The sequence below is a fragment of the Bacillus cereus group sp. Bc061 genome, from assembly GCF_027715825.1.
GTDB classification, from domain to species: domain Bacteria; phylum Bacillota; class Bacilli; order Bacillales; family Bacillaceae_G; genus Bacillus_A; species Bacillus_A paranthracis.
The window spans coordinates 1,221,727-1,238,671 of sequence record NZ_JAQFTZ010000001.1 but is presented as its reverse complement, the minus strand read 5'-3'; the positions used below and the strand labels follow the sequence as shown (position 1 = coordinate 1,238,671).

The window sequence follows — 16,945 nt, the reverse complement described above, 5'->3', positions numbered from 1 at the left end:
TAGTTAGATAGTATAAAGTCCTTTTAATCAATAGAAAATAGCGGCTTTTGTATAAATCACTTTATTATATGTGTAGTTGTATGATTTAGATGTTGTATATTCTTATCATGTAAAAATCTCATTGGAATTTCAATATTAGAAAGGTGAAAAGTAAGTTTTTTCAGAAAAAACAAATTAAGTCCTTGACTTTATAATTGGATTTTTAATACAATTATATTTCGACTGAAAAATTAGAACGGACAGGAGGGAATCATCAAATGAACAACATTTTTGAAGAAGAGTTACAAAAAATGAAAGATACATTACGTACGATGGATGATCAATTAGAACAGCTTGAAAAAATTCCAGTTTATTACGGCGATGATTTTAAAGAGCAAATTCTTGAAAGTATGAGGGAGTCTAATAGACAAAACTTACGTATTGGGGTACAAGAACCGTACTTTGGTAGATTAGATTTTCAAGAGGATGGCAAGGAAGAAGTTATGCCGATTTACATCGGTAAAGTTGGTGTTTCAGATAAAGATACGATGAAGCCAATTGTAATTGATTGGCGGGCACCTGTCGCAAGTATGTTTTATTCATTTACCGGCGGTGATGAACTAGCATTTTATCAATCGCCAGATGGATTAGTAGAAGGTGATGTTTATTTAAAGCGAAATATCTCTATTCGAAAAAGAGAATTAGAACGTGTTGTTGATACATATGTAAAAGGAAATGAAGATGTCTCGCATGCCGATGATTTTCTTCTATATCGATTAGGTGAGAATAAAGATAATAAACTAAAGGATATTGTTTCGACGATACAATCGGAGCAAAATGATATTATTCGTGCGGAAAGAAACTTGCCATTATTAATTCAAGGGGTTGCAGGAAGCGGTAAAACAACAATCGCTTTACATCGCCTTGCTTTTTTAATTTATGAATATCGTGAGCAATTAGAAGCGGAGCGAATGATTGTTTTCGCTCCGAATAGTCTGTTTTTAGACTATATTTCGAGTGTGCTTCCTGAATTAGGTGTCGGGAATATTAGTCAAACAACATTTCCGGACTGGGCATTACGTACGTTAGATGATTCGGTGAAACTGAAGCAGACAGAAGAAAAATTGAAAGAAGCATTTTCTATTAATCGTGATGAAAGAAAGGCTATGCTTGGTAAATTGAAAGGTACGCTAGAATTTAAGTCCTTTATTGAAGAGCAAATGGTTCAATTTGAAAAAGAACTAGTACCAACAAGTAATTTTGAGGCATGGGATAAAGCTGTTATTCCAGTGGAAGATATAAAAAAATGGATGCAAGTTGAGTATAAACATTATCCATTAAAGAAAAGAAGAGAACGTTTAGTTGGCCGAATGAAGCGCTGGATTGAAATTGAACTAAAAAAGTATGGCGAAACAAACGAGAAGAAATTATTAAAAAAAGAAGCGACAAAGAGATTGAACAGTTATATGAAGTTTTGGCCGAAAATGAGCTCGCTTTCAATATATAGTTCAATATTGAAAAGCAAAGAAATACTCGAAGTATTACCCGAGGAACTTGTGAAAGAAACTGAGAAGAGTTGTCGTAAAAAAGAAGTGTATGTAGAAGATTTACCCGCTTTAATTTATATACATCATCGCATAACAGGTATTGAAATCGGGCAGAAATTTCATCATGTCGTTATTGATGAAGCGCAAGATTTCTCACCATTCCAAGTTTATGTATTGAAAGAAATTACATTAGGTAATTCTTTCACTATATTAGGTGATTTATCTCAAGCGATTTATGATTACCAAGGGATTGAAGATTGGAGTGCTTTTAAGGAAGTATTCCAAGAAACAGGCTATTATGAACTGACGAGGAGCTATCGTTCTACAAAAGAAATTATTGAATTTGCGAACGAAATAATTAAAAACGCCGAGATTCCAGTAGGGCTTGCGACACCAGTTTTTCGTAGTGGTGAAGAGGTCAAAGTAATTCAAGCAGAAGATCAATTTAATGAGATTATGAAGACGTTAAAACATTTACAAAATGATGATGTGAAAACAATTGCGGTAATAGGAAGAACAGACGATGAATGTCGCGATATATATGAGAAATTAACAAAGGCAGGAGTAGCTGTAAACGTCATTGAAGCAGATCAAAGTAAATATGAAGGTGGTATTTCAGTAGTACCTGTATACTTGGCAAAAGGGCTAGAATTTGACGCTGTGCTACTCATTGATGTTGATGAAGAACATTACAAAAATACAAAACACGATGCGAAGTTACTATATGTCGGATGTACGAGATCACTTCATGATTTATGGATTTTCCATAGTGGGGAAGCATCGCCTTTAATTAACGGATTAAAATAAAAATGAAACGCAAGAGGCTTTTCTAGTAACAAAAAGAAGGACCTCTTGTTTTTCCATATAAAGGTTCGGGGAGAGAATAACAATGATTACAAAAGTAATAACGAAAAGAAATTGGGAAATCGCAAAGATAAAGGGAGAAATTAATGAAGCCTCATTAAAAGAAGAGGGATTTATTCATTGTTCGTTTTTTGAACAAGCTTTAAAAGTCGCAGAAAAACATTTTAGTCATGAAGAAGAAGTTTTATTACTAACAATTGATCTAACTCTGTTAAAAGCAGAAATAAAATATGAACTTGCTTCTAACGGCCAAGAATATCCGCATGTTTACGGAGCAATTAATATAGATGCAATTATAGATGTTGTTCCATTGCTTAAGGAAAACGGGGAATTTATATTACCAGAGTTACAAAGGTAAGCGTGTTACAAGTAAATAATTTAGTTAGAAAAGCACAAATCATATAGTTTGTGCTTTTCATTATCCGTTTTTTGGTAAAATATTGTTGTTTTTGTCACACTAATACTGTACGATACATAGTATAAAACATATACTGTATGACATATAGTAATGAAAATGAGGTGAACACATGGATGCTTTATTAAATTCATTAATTACTGAACTAAGAAGAGGTACATTAACATTAGCGGTTTTAAGCCAATTAAGAACGCCGCAGTATGGATATTCACTTGTCCAATTATTAGAGAAATCAGGAATCGTAATCGATCAAAGTACTTTATATCCACTACTTCGCCGGTTAGAAAAGCAAGAGCTAGTGACGAGTAGTTGGGATAAAACAGAGAGTAGACCTCGTAAATATTATGTTTTAACTGAATACGGATTAGAAATATTCCAGCAGTTGAGAAAGGAATGGATAAAGGATTCAAAAAAACTTTATAACTTATTAAAGGAGGAGGACAAGAATGAATTTGATTGATATTTATGTCGAGGAAGTAGCGAAGAGATTACCTGAAAAAAATCGTGAAGATATTATTCTTGAGCTACGGTCAACAATTGAGGATATGTTGCCTGATGATTATAATGAAGATGATGAAAAAAGGGTTCTTGAAAAATTGGGGAGTCCGGTTTCATTAGCTAATGGATATTTGGATAGACCGATGCATTTAATTGGACCGCGTTATTTTGATGTATATACGACATTATTAAAAATGATCATTCCAATTGCAGTTGTTATTGCACTCATTGCAATGGTTGCAGAAAATTTTTTAAGTTATACTGGTGATCAAGCAGTATTAAATGTTATTTTACAAGTAATAGGTAAAGGCATTGGAGAAATTTTTGAAGTAGCCCTCCATGTATTTTTCTGGTTAACACTCGTATTTGCTATTTTAGAAAGAACGGATAAAAACAAAGATACCGAGCCGTTGACGACAAATTTAAAAAAGTGGACGCCAGATGATTTGAAAAACATTTCGTACATTCCGAAGAAAAAAGCAATCTCCAAGTTTGAAGTTTTTGGAGGGTTAATGTGGACGGCAATATGGGGTACACTTTATTTTTATGCGAATCATCTCGTTGGCGTATACAGTGGTACGGGAAGTGGATTGAAGTTTGTCGCGCCAACGTTTAATCAAGATGTGTTACTTCAGTATTGGCCAATCGTTGTGATGATAATTGTTTTTGAAATAGCGATATCTCTTTATAAATTAGTACAGGGACAATGGACAAAAAGATTGGCAATCGGGAATGCTATTCTCCAAATAGCTGGAACGATAGTATTCATTATAATTGTAGTAAATCCGCACATATTTACCGATGGATTTATTACGTTTGTGGCAAATGTGTTCACTATTTCTCCGGAAGAACTTAAAAAGTGGCTAATTAGTGGGGGTATTCTCATTTACGTTTTATCTGCTGCATTAAACATTTATGATGGCTTTCGAAAAGCTAGTGTTCGTGTAACAAATAGGTAGTTAAAAAGAGAACGTATATGAAAGGAAGAAAACGATGATAAGGGAAGCAACGGAAAAAGATGTAATATACATTTTAGATATTTATAATGATGCGATACTGAATACAACTGCTGTATATACGTATAAACCCGTAACCCTTGAAAATAGAATAGATTGGTATGAACAAAAAAAGGCTGATGGTTATCCGATTTTTGTATACGAACTAGATAATAAAGTAGTAGGATTTGCGACATTCGGTCCGTTTAGAGCTTGGCCTGCCTACAAATATTCAATTGAGCATTCTGTGTATGTTGATAAGGAATATAGAAAATGTGGGATTGGAACTTCTTTGATGAGAGCATTGATCACAATTGCAAAAGAAAGAGAATATATGACTTTAATTGCTGGAATTGATGCGGAAAACGAGAAAAGTATTGCCTTACATGAAAACTATGGATTTGTTCATGCAGGGACGATTAAAAAGGCTGGGTATAAGTTTAATAAATGGCTAGATTTAGCTTTTTATCAATTGGAGCTTAATGGTCCTAAAAATCCTTTAGAAGAATAGAAAATTAGTATCTTAGGTAGCATGGAGTTATTCATGCTACCTTTTTCTTATTGTAATCATAAGAATGCTTATCTAAAAAAGGGATTTCATATTATATATTGAATTATTAAAAAATAATATAACGTTTGGAAAAGAGGCTGGGAAATGGAAACTGTCATTCAAAAAATGAAAGAGATACAATCTGATCATGTTGGAATAGCTATTTATTCTACAAAAAATAATCGCATAGTTGCTTCATATAATAGTGAATTAAATATTCCGTTAGCATCGGCAGCAAAAGTAACAATAGGATTTGTAGTAGCGCAGATGGTGAAGGAAAATAAATGTAATTGGCATGATATACTTCATCATGTTAAATTTAATCCAAATGAAGATAGTGCGCAGTTGTATCCACATTTACAAGGAAGAAGGACTTTAACACTTGGTAAAGCAGTAGAAGTGATGATAGCATGTCATGATAGTTACGTTGCACAGTCAGTTGTAATGTACTGTGGTGGATGGGATGCTGTGAAAATGTATGCCCAAACGTACTTTTCAAAAATTTATATACAAGAGGACGCTAGAGATGAGAAAAATGTTGGAGAATTAAATGAAGTTCTTTCACTTTTAGTACATATTTTTCAGGGTTATAAGTCAGAAGCAGAATTATGGGAACCAATTATTAGCGGCATGGTAAGACAGCAAGGTGAATATGAAGGAATACATTCATATCACTTAGCTCATATGACAGGTGGGCTATCTTCAGCTGCAATAAATATTGGTATAATAGGAATATTTAACGAATTCCCGTTTCTTTATGTTATTGGGGGAAAAGATTTACCTAATCGACTTGAAAATAAAGAGGTAGATGAAGCTTTTGTGGTAGCTTTGAAGTACATATACAAAGAATATAGTCAAAGTATGCTAGGAGTGAGTAATTGAAAAGAAACTTAAAGACATCAACAATCATTATGTTAATTGTAACGATTATTGCTCTTGAAGTGGGTATCGCACTATACGATCACAATTTGTCATTAGATACTATTTATTTTGCAGCGATCCTCATTTGTATTGTATTACTTTTTGGTACACGTGTTTCTGAGAAGAAAGAGAGACGAAAAAAAACAGCTCTTTTATTTTGGCCATCTATTTTACTATCTATTGCTTCTTTTGCAGTTATAAGTTATATAAGAATAGGCTATGTCTCTGTACCAGGGATAATTGGTTTTTCATGCTTTGTTACATATGGTGGATTCTTATTTATTAGTATTTTAAAGAGGAAAAGTAAAAATTAAAGATAACTTACTAAGTTGAAAGGAAGGAATATATGAAACACATAGAGAATGGTACTCGCGCTGAAGGAGAATACATAAAAAATAAAGTCATTCAATATAACATGTCTATTTTAACTGATGAAGCAAAACAGCCGATGGAACAAGTAAGTTTTGTTGTGAAAGATGAGGCTGGGAAAATCTTTGGCGGCGTAACAGGTACGATGTATTTTTATCATCTTCATATAGATTTTTTATGGGTTGATGATTCAGTTCGTCATGATGGTTATGGTAGTCAACTATTACATAAAATTGAAGATATTGCGAAGGAAAAAGGTTGTAGATTAATATTATTAGATTCATTTAGTTTTCAAGCACCAGAATTTTATAAAAAGCATGGCTACCGAGAATATGGTGTTGTTGAAGATCATCCGAAAGGGCATAGTCAACACTTTTTAGAGAAGAGGTTATAGTATTCGTGTTTTGCGAGAAAAGTGTTTTTTAAAAGCATCGCCAATAAGGCGATGCTTTTTTTAGTTTATAGAAACTAATCCATCTGATGCAATTATGCGAAGAAATAGTTCGATTCGTATTACAAGGATTTTCTTTTTTTACTATTCAAATAGCTTATTCATTAAATCTTGTATTTCACGTCTTCTTTTATCTGTTTCATCCTTATCAATTGTATACGTATCATCCTCTATTATGAGAACATCACCCTCTTTTGCAGTGGAAGGGAGTTTGGATTTAGGTACATCAATTGTTACGTTATTCACTTCAATAACTGCTAGTTCGCCTTCGAAACGGTCAATAATACCTCTCTTCATAATTATCTCTCCGTTCTTACAGAAATGTTAGAACTATCACTAGTAATAATTACAGTTCCATTTAAATCCGTTCTATATACTTTAACAGACATTGCATTTAACTTTGCTAAAGTTTCCTGTGTGGGATGGCCATATCGGTTACCTGCACCTGCACTGATTACAGCGATACTTGGTTTCACTGCATCTAAAAATGGTTGAGAAGAAGAAGTCTTACTTCCGTGATGGCCAGGTTTTAATACATCGGATTTTAGGCCGGAACCATACGTTGCAACCATATCTTTTTCACTTTTAGATTCAGCATCACCAGTAAATAAGAAAGATTTGCTGCCATGTGTTACTTTTAATACAGCACTCCACTCATTTAGATCGTTACCGTATTCTTTAACAGGAGCTAAAAATTGTGAGTTTAAACCATTGATTGGTAAAGTTACTCCAGACTTCGCTTCTTTAATAGTTAACCCTTTGTTAGCTACTGCAGTTAAAAAGTCTTGAAACGTTTGTGTCGTATGGCTTACTTTAGGTGAGTAAACGTTTTTTACATTCATAGCATAAAGTACTTCATCCAATCCGCCTACATGATCGGCATCAGGATGAGTAGCAATCATATAATCGATAGTTTGGAATCCTAATCCTTTTAAATAATTTGCTACTACTTTACCTTTTCCGTTGTTACCACCGTCAATAAGGATCGTTTCGCCACTTGGAGATTTAATAAAAGTAGCATCACCTTGTCCTACATCAATATAATGAACTTCTAACTCTCCTTTAGGCTTAGGAAGAGCCGGACGGAAACTAGGTTCTAATACACGAGCTAAAAATGCGGCGAACTGTTCACGAGTTACTTTTACGTCTGGACCAAATGTACCATCAGGAAACCCAGCTGTAATATTATTTTGAGCTAAAATTTTGACAAAATTGTAACCCCAATGAGTAGATGGAACATCAGGGAAATTGACGTCTGCACCTGTAGGTTGCAAATTAAAAGTTTTAACTAAAACTACTGCCATTTCTGCACGAGTTAATGAACGGTCAGGGAAATAGTTTGTTTCACGTTGTACAATGTTATTATGTGCTAACTTATGTACAGAATCATAGTAATAGATACCTTTGGCTACATCGGAAAAAATATGATTATAGCTAGATGGTTTTGCTAATTTTAATGATAAATCTAGCATTAAGGCCATTTGTCCACGAGTTACATCATCACCCGGTTTAAAAGTTCCTTCTGGCGTACCATTAATGATACCTTTATCCGATAAATAGTTAATTTCCTTAATTGCCCAATGATTAGATTGGACATCTGGGAAAGCTTTAGCACTTGTAAGATTTGGAATGAACAATGTTAAAATCATGACAAATGCTGTTAGTAATAAACTAAACTTTTTCAAAAAATCGCCTCACTTAATGTATTTTTTACCTTATTAACTTTACCATTTATTACAAGTAATTCAAAGTTTAATAAGTAAATATTTTATTAGTTGTTTTGTATTTCCATAAATTCGTTAATTTGAAATAATCTAACTTAATAGAGGGGATAGGAAAGGTATTAGAGAATTGTTTATATTGCAATTGTAAAATCCATATTATAAATTTATAAAATCATTTATAATAATTTATATCATGTTAAATGGGAGAAAGAAAATGTATACATATAAATTACAAGATGAGAAACCAATCTGTTCAGAAAAATTAAAGAGGCTTTACGATTCTGTCGGTTGGTGGCCAGAAAGAAAAGAAATCGATATTCAAAAAATGTTAAAAAATAGTATAGCAATTGGGGTATGGAAAGAAAATGAGTTAATTGGTTTTGCTAGAGTTGTTTCAGATGGTGTTTTTCGAGCGTACTTAGAAGATGTTGTTGTGCATGAGAGTGTAAGGAATAAAGGTATTGGAGAGAAGATGCTTACAATGTTACTTGAAGAAATATCTCATATCGATATTGTGAGCTTATTTTGTGGAGAGAAGCTTATAAAGTTTTATGGTCAAAAACAATTTCAAGCGACGAAACAAATTGTGATGCATCGTAATCAAATAGTGAAAGAATAAGGGGAGAATTAGAATGAATGCAACAAGGGAATATTGTTTATCGAAAAGAAAAGCGACAGAAGATTCACCAGATGGTTGGAATGCAACGTGTATGAGGCTTAATAATAAAATATTTGCGATATTGAACCATGAAGAAGGCGAAAAAGCGGCAATAACATTAAAATGTGATCCAGAACTTGCGCTAAGATTAAGAGAAGAGTATCCAGAAACAATCATTCCGGGTTATCATATGAATAAAAAACATTGGAATACGGTGTATGTACATAAAGATGTAGAACAAGTGCAAATTAATAAGATGATTGATTGGTCGTATGATTTAGTTCTACAATCATTTTCAAAGAGAAAGCAGCAAGAGTTATTAGATTAATATGTATAAGGGGTGGATGTATTGAAAGACACGATCAAAGATACATATGATAAATTAGCGAGTACATATAAAGAAAATCTAGATGTGGCAAATCCATATAACAGCTATTATGAAAGACCAGCGATGATGGAGATGGTTCCAAAGAAATTAGAAGGGAAGAGTATACTAGATGCCGGATGTGCAGCTGGATGGTATACTTCTCAATTTGTAGAAAGAGGAGCAAATGTTACTGCAATTGACGTAAGTTATGAAATGGTAAAAGCTGCAAAGGATAGTATGGGGGATAAAGCAACGTTTCTTTGTCATGACTTGCAAGAAGTATTACCGTTTGAAGATCATACTTTTGATGTAATTGTAAGTTCGTTAACTCTTCATTATTTACAAAATTGGAATCAAGTATTTCAGGAATTTCGTCGAGTATTGAAGCCAGGTGGAGAATTTATATACTCTATTCATCATCCTTTTATGGATTTTACAAAGTTTACTTGTAAAAATTATTTTGAAAAACAATTATTAGTAGATACTTGGATTAAACCTAATATTACAATTGAAGTTGAATTTTTTAGAAGGTCACTTCAAGATATTATTAATGAAACAACAAATTATTTTATGTTAGAAAAAATGGTCGAACCAAGGCCAGTTGAAAAGATGAAAGAAGTAAATGAAAAATCTTATTACTATTTAAATACAAATCCACATTTTCTTATTGTTAAAGCAGTTAATAAATAGCTAGTAAAATGATTATATTTTACTAGCTATTTTGCAGTTATAAATGATGAATTAGGAGTTTTGAAATGAATACGAAACGAAATAGATTACTATACGCAATGTTTACAATCCTTGTTATTATTTTAGGGCTTAGTTCAAGAAAGTTTGCTTTTGCGCTGCCGGCTCTATTAAATGATTATTTAGGTGATGCTTTATGGGCGTTAATGATTTTTATTGGATTTGGATTTTTATTTCCTAAAATAGAAATGAAGAAATTGGCTTTTGTTAGTTTAATGTTTTGCTACGGGATTGAAGTGAGCCAATTGTATCATGCTGAATGGATAGATAGTATTCGTGCAACGACTTTAGGTGGACTCGTATTAGGTTATGGATTTTTGTGGAGTGATTTAGTTGCTTATACAATTGGTGTTGGGGTAGGATTTCTTTTTGAGTTTATATTAAGGACGAATAAGCGATTTTAAATGGAGGTATTTATTATGGAGGATATATTAGAAATTGTGAATTTTTGGTTTGAAGATAAAGATGTCACAGCTACTGAAATAAAAGCAAACGTAACAAAGATTCATTGTAATAATAAATCCTATATTTTGAAGGAAAAGGGATCGATAAAACAACTATTAGTTGAAATACATGTATTAAAACAGCTTGAGGAAAAAGGGGTTAAAGTACAAAAATTAGTGAAAACGAGTAATAGTAAAAAGTATGTATTTTATAAAGAGAAGTATTATTGTTTGTACAAATATATTGCTGGAAGTGGACTTGAAATAAAAGATACAGAAAATCTGAAGGAGCTAGGAAGTACAATTGGAGAAGAAATAGCTAATTTACATCAAGTACTTAATTCGGTGAATAATAATGAGTTAGTAAAAAGAGATTTGTATAAAGTAGTATACGGATGGGCTTTACCTATTTTAGAAAAGAATGAGTATGTTCATCAGGATGTAATTCGAAAAATGAATCAAATACATACAGCTTTCAAAGAAATAGTTCACCCATTACGAGAGCAAATTATTCATCGTGATATGCACTTATCCAATGTAATCTTTAAAGATAATGAATTTCAAGGTTTTATAGATTTTGAACTATTAGAAAGTAATGTAAGAGTATTCGATTTATGCTATTGCTGTACGAGTATTTTGAGTGAGTTATATAGTGATGAAGTATTAAGAGGGAAGTGGCAACATATTATCAGCACAATCTTTGAAGGATATAATAAACAAAACATTTTAATGAAAGAAGAACTACAGTCTATTTGGTATGTCATGCTTTCGATTCAAGTTATCTTTATTACTTATTTTGTTCAGTTAAAAGATTTATTAAAGTTAAATGAAGAGATGTTTTTCTGGATTTTTGCTAATAAAGAAACTATTGAAGAATTAATAGAAAGTAGTGTACAAATATGAAAAAAATAATATTAATAGGTTCTGGTGGTTCAGGGAAGTCTACATTAGCAAGGCAGTTAGGAAATAAATTAAATATTAAAGTACATCATCTTGATGCGTTATTTTGGAAACCGAATTGGGAAGGGGTACCGAAAGAGGAGCAAAGAACAGTTCAAAATGAATTAGTGAAAGAAGATGAGTGGATTATTGATGGGAATTATGGTGGGACAATGGATATAAGAATGAACGCAGCTGATACAATTATTTTTCTTGATATTCATAGGACAATATGTGCTTATCGTGCTTTTAAAAGAGTTATACAATATCGGAATAAAACAAGACCGGATATGGGCGCGGGATGTAAGGAAAAATTTGATTTGCAATTTTTTAAATGGATATGGGAATATCCTAAGACGAAGCGACCTACAATTTTAAAGAAGTTAAATCAATTGAGTAAGGATAAAGATGTTATTATTTTAAAATCTACAAATGAAGTAAGACTATTTTTAGAGAAGTACAATGCTATAAATGGTTAGATTATAAAAAGAAATAACCTGGGGGTATAGAATTGGATAGATTTATTAGGCTAGTTGATTCTAATATGGTGAAAATTCCAGCAGGAAAAGTAGAATTAAGAGATGATCGAATAAAGAAAGAATGGAAAGCCCAAGTTAATTCGTTTCTTCTTGCAAAGTGTGTTGTAACGATGGAATTGTATGATACGATTACGAATCGTACATCAAATTTATCCAAAGATAAAAACAAACCAGTTGTAATTTACATAGATGACCTTGGATTTAGGCTCGCTAAGTCCATTTAGAAAAATTATAAGAGCAAAATAATATAGATAAGATTTAAAGTAAGGAGTGTTTTAAGTGGCACGTGTTTTATTCATTAATGCTGGATCAGAAGGACATATAAATCCAACGTTGCAAGTTGTAGAAGAATTAGTTTCGCGTGGGGAAGAGGTAGTTTATTTTTCAATAGAAGCTTTCAGAGAACGTATTGAAAAAACAGGGGCTATTGTAAGAACAATTGACGACCAAAAGTTTATAAAAGCATTTCTTTCCGGTGGCCGAAATTATTTGCAGGAAAGAATAAATGGCCTTCTACATACAGCAGATGTTATTATACCAAGTGTTCTTGAACAAATTGAAGGAGAACATTTTGATTATATGATTCATGATTCGATGTTTGGCTGTGGCCGTATAATTGCTCAAATTTTAAAGCTTCCAGCAATAAATTCCTGTACATCTTTTGCACAAGATGAAAAATCATTTCAACAAATGTTAGATCACTTGTCTAAAAGTATCCCAGTGAAAGTTCAGGAGAGGATACATAATGATTTTGAAAGATTAACTAAGGAGGTTGCGGAAAAGTATAGTGTTGAAATAAACTCACCATATGAAGTTTTCTGTAATCCAGCGTCACTTACTATTGTATATACAATAAAAGAGTTCCAGCCTTTTGGAGATATGTTTAATGAAACATTTAAATTTGTAGGTCCATCCGTCCCTGCACAAGTGAAAAATGAAGACTTTGATTTTACTTCAATTGAAGAAAAAAGCCCGATTTACATTTCGCTAGGCACTGTTTTTAATGAAGCGCTTGATTTTTATAAACTTTGTATGAAGGCGTTCGAGAATAGCGAGCATACTATTGTAATGTCTATTGGTAATAAAACGAATATAAGTGATTTAGGTGAAATTCCTAAAAACTTCATTGTGAAAAACTATGTACCACAAACGAAACTACTTGCATATACAAAGTTGTTTATTACACATGGTGGAATGAACAGTACACATGAAGGGCTATATAACGGGATTCCACTTATTGTAATTCCGCAAAGTGCAGATCAGCCAGTAATCGCAAAGCAAGTGGAGAATCTAGGAGCTGGGATTAAGTTATCTATGAAAGAATTAACTGTAGAACAACTACGTGAAAGTGTAGAACTTGTATTAAATAATCCATCATATAAAGAAGTTGCATGGAATTTGAAGGAATCTTTCCTGAAATCTGGTGGCTATCAGGAAGCTGCTGATGAGATTTTTACATTTATAGGTCAATAATAAATAGAAAATTATACATGAGAAGAGTGTCTATATGAAATGATATAGACACTCTTTTTTTATATGAAGCGGAGAATTCGTTGTTTTGAAATGTTAAATATTCTGTTTTGCAAATTCGGACCATAGTTTTACGTGTTACTAATGCTTTCATCATTTCTGCACAACTTCTGCACATACTTTGATGATTTCTATGTCATGATATATTCATCAAGTGAAATATTTCACAAGAAATGAAATATATTTTCACTGCGGTGTATGCATAACACACACATACATCGTTACAAGATTGTCTCTTGTTATTCTTTTACATCGAAGCCCACATTACACTACGAATTATAACAAGAAGGGGACAGGAACATGAAGAATCAATTTTTAAAACAACTACAAAACATGAAAATGAACAAAAAAAGTCTAGGAGCTGTTGCATTAACAGCTGGAATTATTGGCACGACACTTATTCCTCAAAACGCATACGCGCACGGTTTTGTTGAAAAGCCGAGCAGCCGATCTGCTTTATGTAGTCCAACTTATGGTGCACTAAATGTAAACTGCGGAATTGTTATGTATGAACCACAAAGTTTGGAAGCTCCAAAAGGGTTCCCGCAAACTGGCCCAGTTGATGGTCAAATCGCTTCTGCAGGTGGTAAGTTTGGTGGTATTTTAGATCAACAAACTGCCGATCGTTGGTTTAAAAATACAATTACAGGCGGGGAAAATACATTTACGTGGAAATATACAGCGCCTCACTTAACGAGCAAATGGCATTACTATATTACAAAAAAAGGATGGAATCCAAATAAAGCGCTCACAAGAGCAGATTTTGAACCAATTGGAACTGTGCAACATGATGGTTCTGCAGCCTCAAATCATTTAACTCACAAAATCAATGTACCTACTGATAGAAGTGGGTATCATGTAATTTTAGCAGTATGGGATGTAGCTGATACAGCAAATGCATTCTATAATGTAATTGATGTTAATCTCATCAATGACGTAAAACCAGACACAGAAGCTCCAAGCATTCCAAATAGAATTCAGGCACAAAAAGTAACAGCGAATAGTATAGAACTAGCATGGACCGCTTCTACGGATAATGTAGGGGTAAAAGGGTATCAAATCTTCCGTAACGGAGAGATGATTGATACAGTACCAGGAACTCATTTTATTGATAAAAAATTACAACCAAGTACAGAATACTCTTATACTATAAAAGCAATTGACGCAGCTGGAAATGTATCGAAAGAAAGTGCAACGCTTACAGTGAAAACAACAGTTGAGGCTCCTGATACAGAAGCACCAACACAACCAAAAGGATTACATAGTATGGGAACGACAGCGTCAAGTGTGGATCTAATGTGGAGTCCTTCTGACGATAATATTGGTGTAGACCATTACGATATTTATAGAGAAACAAAAGGATCAATGGAAAAAATTGCAACATCCAATACGACTTCTTATATGGATAAATATTTACTCTCTAATACTACTTATAAATATGTAGTGAAAGCTGTTGATGTAGCTGGAAATGAATCTGTACAGAGTGATATATTCATAATTACTACAAAAACTGAAAGCGTTTCATATGAAGAATGGGATGCAAAGAAAGCATATGAAAAGGGAGATAAAGTTCTACACGAGGGAAAAGTATATGAAGCAGTCCAAAGTTATAAAGGAAATGGGGATCCAAACTGGATTTATGCCTTATCATTATGGAAAACAGTGTAAGCTTTACCTTGGTATGAACTAAGAGATAATGGGCTTTGATGCAAAAGGACATTTTGAGAATTCATTTTTCTATAAATAAAAAAGGGCAGTATATGAATACGTAAAGTAGTTTCATATACTGCCTTTTTTATTATGATAACATTTTCGTCATAAGTATATGCGGAATGCCATCTTCCATAAATACATCAGAAGAGGTTTGATAACCTAGTTTTTTATAAAATCCTTCAGCCTGTGTTTGACCGTGTAGTTTTACTTTTGTAGATTCTTTTTCACGAGCAATTTCTTCTAACGTTTGAATAATTACTTTTCCTAAACCGTATTTACGATAGTCTTTTAAAATACAAATACGTTCTAATTTTCCAGTTCCATCAACAAATCGTATGCGACCTGTACCAACAGGAAGATTGTTATAATAAACTAAAATATGTTTACATTTCTCCCCGATTTCATCAAACATATCGAATTCATCTTCAAGTGGAACATTTTGTTCTTTTACAAATACTTCTTTTCGAATATGAAAGGCAGTTTCTAAATCTGTAAGTTCTGTTATGAGTTTGGAGTGCAAATTGTTCAATCCTTTCTAGTGTGATGTGCTTTTGTTTTCATAGTATATCATAATGTTACGTAATAACGAGAAAATATAAAAAAGCTGACTGTAAGAGTCAGCGTTCATTATAATTCCTGTATCCCGTTTTTTGTTCCAATAATCGCCTTACTAGTCATATTAACAAACAATCCGGTTTCAACTACACCAGTAATCATTTTTAATCTTTTGTGTAAATCGGAAGGAGTAGGTATATGATTAGGGAATATACAATCGATAATCATGTTATTATTATCGGTTATAAACGTTTCATTATTTTTTAAGCGTAACGTTGTTTGACATCCTAAAGATTGAATTTTACTTTCGGTTTGTTTCCATGCAAAAGGTATGATTTCAATAGGTAATGGAAAAGTCCCTAAACGTGTCACAACTTTTGATTCATCAACGATAATGATAAGTTCTTTCGAGGAGGAGGCTACAATTTTCTCGCGAAGTAATGCACCACCGCCTCCTTTAATAAGCTGTAAATTAGAATCAATTTCATCAGCACCATCAATTGTAAGATCAAGACTTTGTACGTCGTTTAACGAAATCAACGGAATATTTAGCTGCTGTGCCAATGCTTCCGTTTCCTTTGATGTCGGGACAGCTTGAATTGATAATCCCTCTTTTACACGTTGACCTAATTTTTGTATCGTCCAGTATGCGGTTGATCCTGTACCAAGACCAATCTTCATACCATCTTTTACGAAGGTTGCAGCATATTCACCAGCTATCTGTTTTAAATCCATCGCTTTACTCCGCCGGACGTGGTCCAGCATCAAGACCTGAACTTTCAACTGTAAGTACTGGACGAACTACTATATCCTTATGTACACGCATTTGACAAGATAATCGTAAATGATCTTCAATTCCTTTTTCTGTCATCGCGTTTTTTTCATTCGCACTCGCTTCACAAAAATCACCGGCTATAATTTCTACTCTACAAGTTGTGCAACGTGCTTTTCCGCCGCAACGATGGAGTATGTTTACACCGTTATCTTCAATTGCTAATACTAATTTTGTTCCTTCTTTTACATCAAAAGTTCCCGCACCTTCAATTGTTAATTTTGGCAAATTTGTTCCTCCTCACGTAAAATTGTACATAACATATTTATGACCGCGAATTATTGAACATAAACATAATTTTTTTATATG

Annotated in this window: 21 protein-coding genes and 1 pseudogene; 17 read left to right on the top strand and 5 right to left on the bottom strand. The window is 33.0% G+C overall.

Features of this window, described 5'->3' with window-relative positions; translation table 11 throughout:
- Window positions 1-257: 257 nt before the first annotated feature.
- From PDQ40_RS06480 to PDQ40_RS06445, 8 genes are all read left to right on the top strand, one after another.
- On the top strand, window positions 258-2,333 hold the full coding sequence (locus PDQ40_RS06480) for a HelD family protein (RefSeq protein ID WP_001059514.1): 2,076 nt from the start codon (window positions 258-260) through the stop codon (window positions 2,331-2,333).
- 82 nt (window positions 2,334-2,415) lie between these two features.
- Entirely contained in the window at window positions 2,416-2,748 is a 333-nt protein-coding gene (locus PDQ40_RS06475) for a DUF952 domain-containing protein (protein ID WP_000629057.1), read from the top strand.
- Window positions 2,749-2,917: 169 nt separating this feature from the next.
- A complete protein-coding gene (locus PDQ40_RS06470) occupies window positions 2,918-3,265 on the top strand; it encodes a PadR family transcriptional regulator (RefSeq protein WP_000339350.1) in 348 nt (115 codons plus the stop codon).
- Window positions 3,252-4,262 (top strand): HAAS signaling domain-containing protein, encoded by a 1,011-nt coding sequence (locus PDQ40_RS06465; protein WP_001048848.1) that lies wholly within the window; start codon window positions 3,252-3,254, stop codon window positions 4,260-4,262. The genes PDQ40_RS06470 and PDQ40_RS06465 overlap by 14 nt, the downstream gene beginning before the upstream one ends.
- Before the next feature lie 34 nt (window positions 4,263-4,296).
- A complete protein-coding gene (locus PDQ40_RS06460; RefSeq protein ID WP_000617502.1) occupies window positions 4,297-4,809 on the top strand; it encodes a GNAT family N-acetyltransferase in 513 nt (170 codons plus the stop codon).
- 144 nt (window positions 4,810-4,953) lie between these two features.
- Entirely contained in the window at window positions 4,954-5,730 is a 777-nt protein-coding gene (locus tag PDQ40_RS06455) for a serine hydrolase (RefSeq protein ID WP_000450765.1), read from the top strand.
- Window positions 5,727-6,083, top strand: a complete 357-nt coding sequence (locus tag PDQ40_RS06450; RefSeq protein WP_000828020.1) for a hypothetical protein — start codon at window positions 5,727-5,729, stop codon at window positions 6,081-6,083. The genes PDQ40_RS06455 and PDQ40_RS06450 overlap by 4 nt, the downstream gene beginning before the upstream one ends.
- Window positions 6,084-6,115: 32 nt before the next feature.
- On the top strand, window positions 6,116-6,532 hold the full coding sequence (locus PDQ40_RS06445) for a GNAT family N-acetyltransferase (RefSeq protein ID WP_000680403.1): 417 nt from the start codon (window positions 6,116-6,118) through the stop codon (window positions 6,530-6,532).
- 141 nt (window positions 6,533-6,673) lie between these two features.
- Here the strand turns inward: PDQ40_RS06445 and PDQ40_RS06440 are convergent, their stop codons facing one another.
- Together PDQ40_RS06440 and PDQ40_RS06435 are read right to left on the bottom strand one after the other, a co-directional pair.
- On the bottom strand, window positions 6,674-6,886 hold the full coding sequence (locus tag PDQ40_RS06440) for a DUF3006 domain-containing protein (protein WP_000820164.1): 213 nt from the start codon (window positions 6,884-6,886) through the stop codon (window positions 6,674-6,676).
- Window positions 6,887-6,888: 2 nt separating this feature from the next.
- A complete protein-coding gene (locus PDQ40_RS06435; protein ID WP_000714654.1) occupies window positions 6,889-8,274 on the bottom strand; it encodes an S-layer homology domain-containing protein in 1,386 nt (461 codons plus the stop codon).
- Window positions 8,275-8,527: 253 nt separating this feature from the next.
- On the opposite strand from PDQ40_RS06435, the gene PDQ40_RS06430 reads away from it, so the two are divergent.
- The 9 genes and pseudogenes from PDQ40_RS06430 to PDQ40_RS06390 all read left to right on the top strand — a co-directional run bounded on the left by PDQ40_RS06430 (window position 8,528) and on the right by PDQ40_RS06390 (window position 15,204).
- Complete coding sequence (locus tag PDQ40_RS06430) at window positions 8,528-8,932, top strand: GNAT family N-acetyltransferase (protein WP_000288941.1); 405 nt, start codon at window positions 8,528-8,530, stop codon at window positions 8,930-8,932.
- 13 nt (window positions 8,933-8,945) lie between these two features.
- A complete protein-coding gene (locus PDQ40_RS06425) occupies window positions 8,946-9,299 on the top strand; it encodes an MmcQ/YjbR family DNA-binding protein (protein WP_000994636.1) in 354 nt (117 codons plus the stop codon).
- A 21-nt stretch (window positions 9,300-9,320) separates the two neighbouring features.
- Window positions 9,321-10,028 (top strand): class I SAM-dependent methyltransferase, encoded by a 708-nt coding sequence (locus PDQ40_RS06420; protein WP_000655486.1) that lies wholly within the window; start codon window positions 9,321-9,323, stop codon window positions 10,026-10,028.
- Between the two features lie 65 nt (window positions 10,029-10,093).
- A complete protein-coding gene (locus PDQ40_RS06415) occupies window positions 10,094-10,489 on the top strand; it encodes a ribosomal maturation YjgA family protein (RefSeq protein WP_001093430.1) in 396 nt (131 codons plus the stop codon).
- 15 nt (window positions 10,490-10,504) lie between these two features.
- Window positions 10,505-11,431: a phosphotransferase enzyme family protein gene (locus PDQ40_RS06410; protein WP_000389484.1), complete on the top strand. Its 927-nt coding sequence runs from the start codon at window positions 10,505-10,507 to the stop codon at window positions 11,429-11,431.
- Entirely contained in the window at window positions 11,428-11,946 is a 519-nt protein-coding gene (locus tag PDQ40_RS06405) for a DNA topology modulation protein (protein WP_000720548.1), read from the top strand. The genes PDQ40_RS06410 and PDQ40_RS06405 overlap by 4 nt, the downstream gene beginning before the upstream one ends.
- Window positions 11,947-11,978: 32 nt before the next feature.
- Window positions 11,979-12,185: pseudogene (locus tag PDQ40_RS06400) on the top strand (formylglycine-generating enzyme family protein); the annotation flags it as partial.
- A gap of 100 nt (window positions 12,186-12,285) precedes the next feature.
- Window positions 12,286-13,479 carry a macrolide family glycosyltransferase gene (locus PDQ40_RS06395; RefSeq protein ID WP_000124897.1) on the top strand — a complete coding sequence of 398 codons (1,194 nt, stop codon included), beginning with the start codon at window positions 12,286-12,288 and terminating at the stop codon, window positions 13,477-13,479.
- Between the two features lie 357 nt (window positions 13,480-13,836).
- Window positions 13,837-15,204: a lytic polysaccharide monooxygenase gene (locus tag PDQ40_RS06390; protein ID WP_000795727.1), complete on the top strand. Its 1,368-nt coding sequence runs from the start codon at window positions 13,837-13,839 to the stop codon at window positions 15,202-15,204.
- Between the two features lie 130 nt (window positions 15,205-15,334).
- On the opposite strand, the gene PDQ40_RS06385 is transcribed toward PDQ40_RS06390, so the two are convergent.
- The 3 genes from PDQ40_RS06385 to PDQ40_RS06375 all read right to left on the bottom strand — a co-directional run bounded on the left by PDQ40_RS06385 (window position 15,335) and on the right by PDQ40_RS06375 (window position 16,864).
- Window positions 15,335-15,769, bottom strand: a complete 435-nt coding sequence (locus tag PDQ40_RS06385; RefSeq protein ID WP_000555718.1) for a GNAT family N-acetyltransferase — start codon at window positions 15,767-15,769, stop codon at window positions 15,335-15,337.
- Between the two features lie 107 nt (window positions 15,770-15,876).
- Window positions 15,877-16,539, bottom strand: a complete 663-nt coding sequence (gene rpiA / locus PDQ40_RS06380; RefSeq protein ID WP_000364536.1) for a ribose 5-phosphate isomerase A — start codon at window positions 16,537-16,539, stop codon at window positions 15,877-15,879.
- Between the two features lie 4 nt (window positions 16,540-16,543).
- On the bottom strand, window positions 16,544-16,864 hold the full coding sequence (locus PDQ40_RS06375) for a 2Fe-2S iron-sulfur cluster-binding protein (RefSeq protein ID WP_001125380.1): 321 nt from the start codon (window positions 16,862-16,864) through the stop codon (window positions 16,544-16,546).
- Window positions 16,865-16,945: the final 81 nt, after the last annotated feature.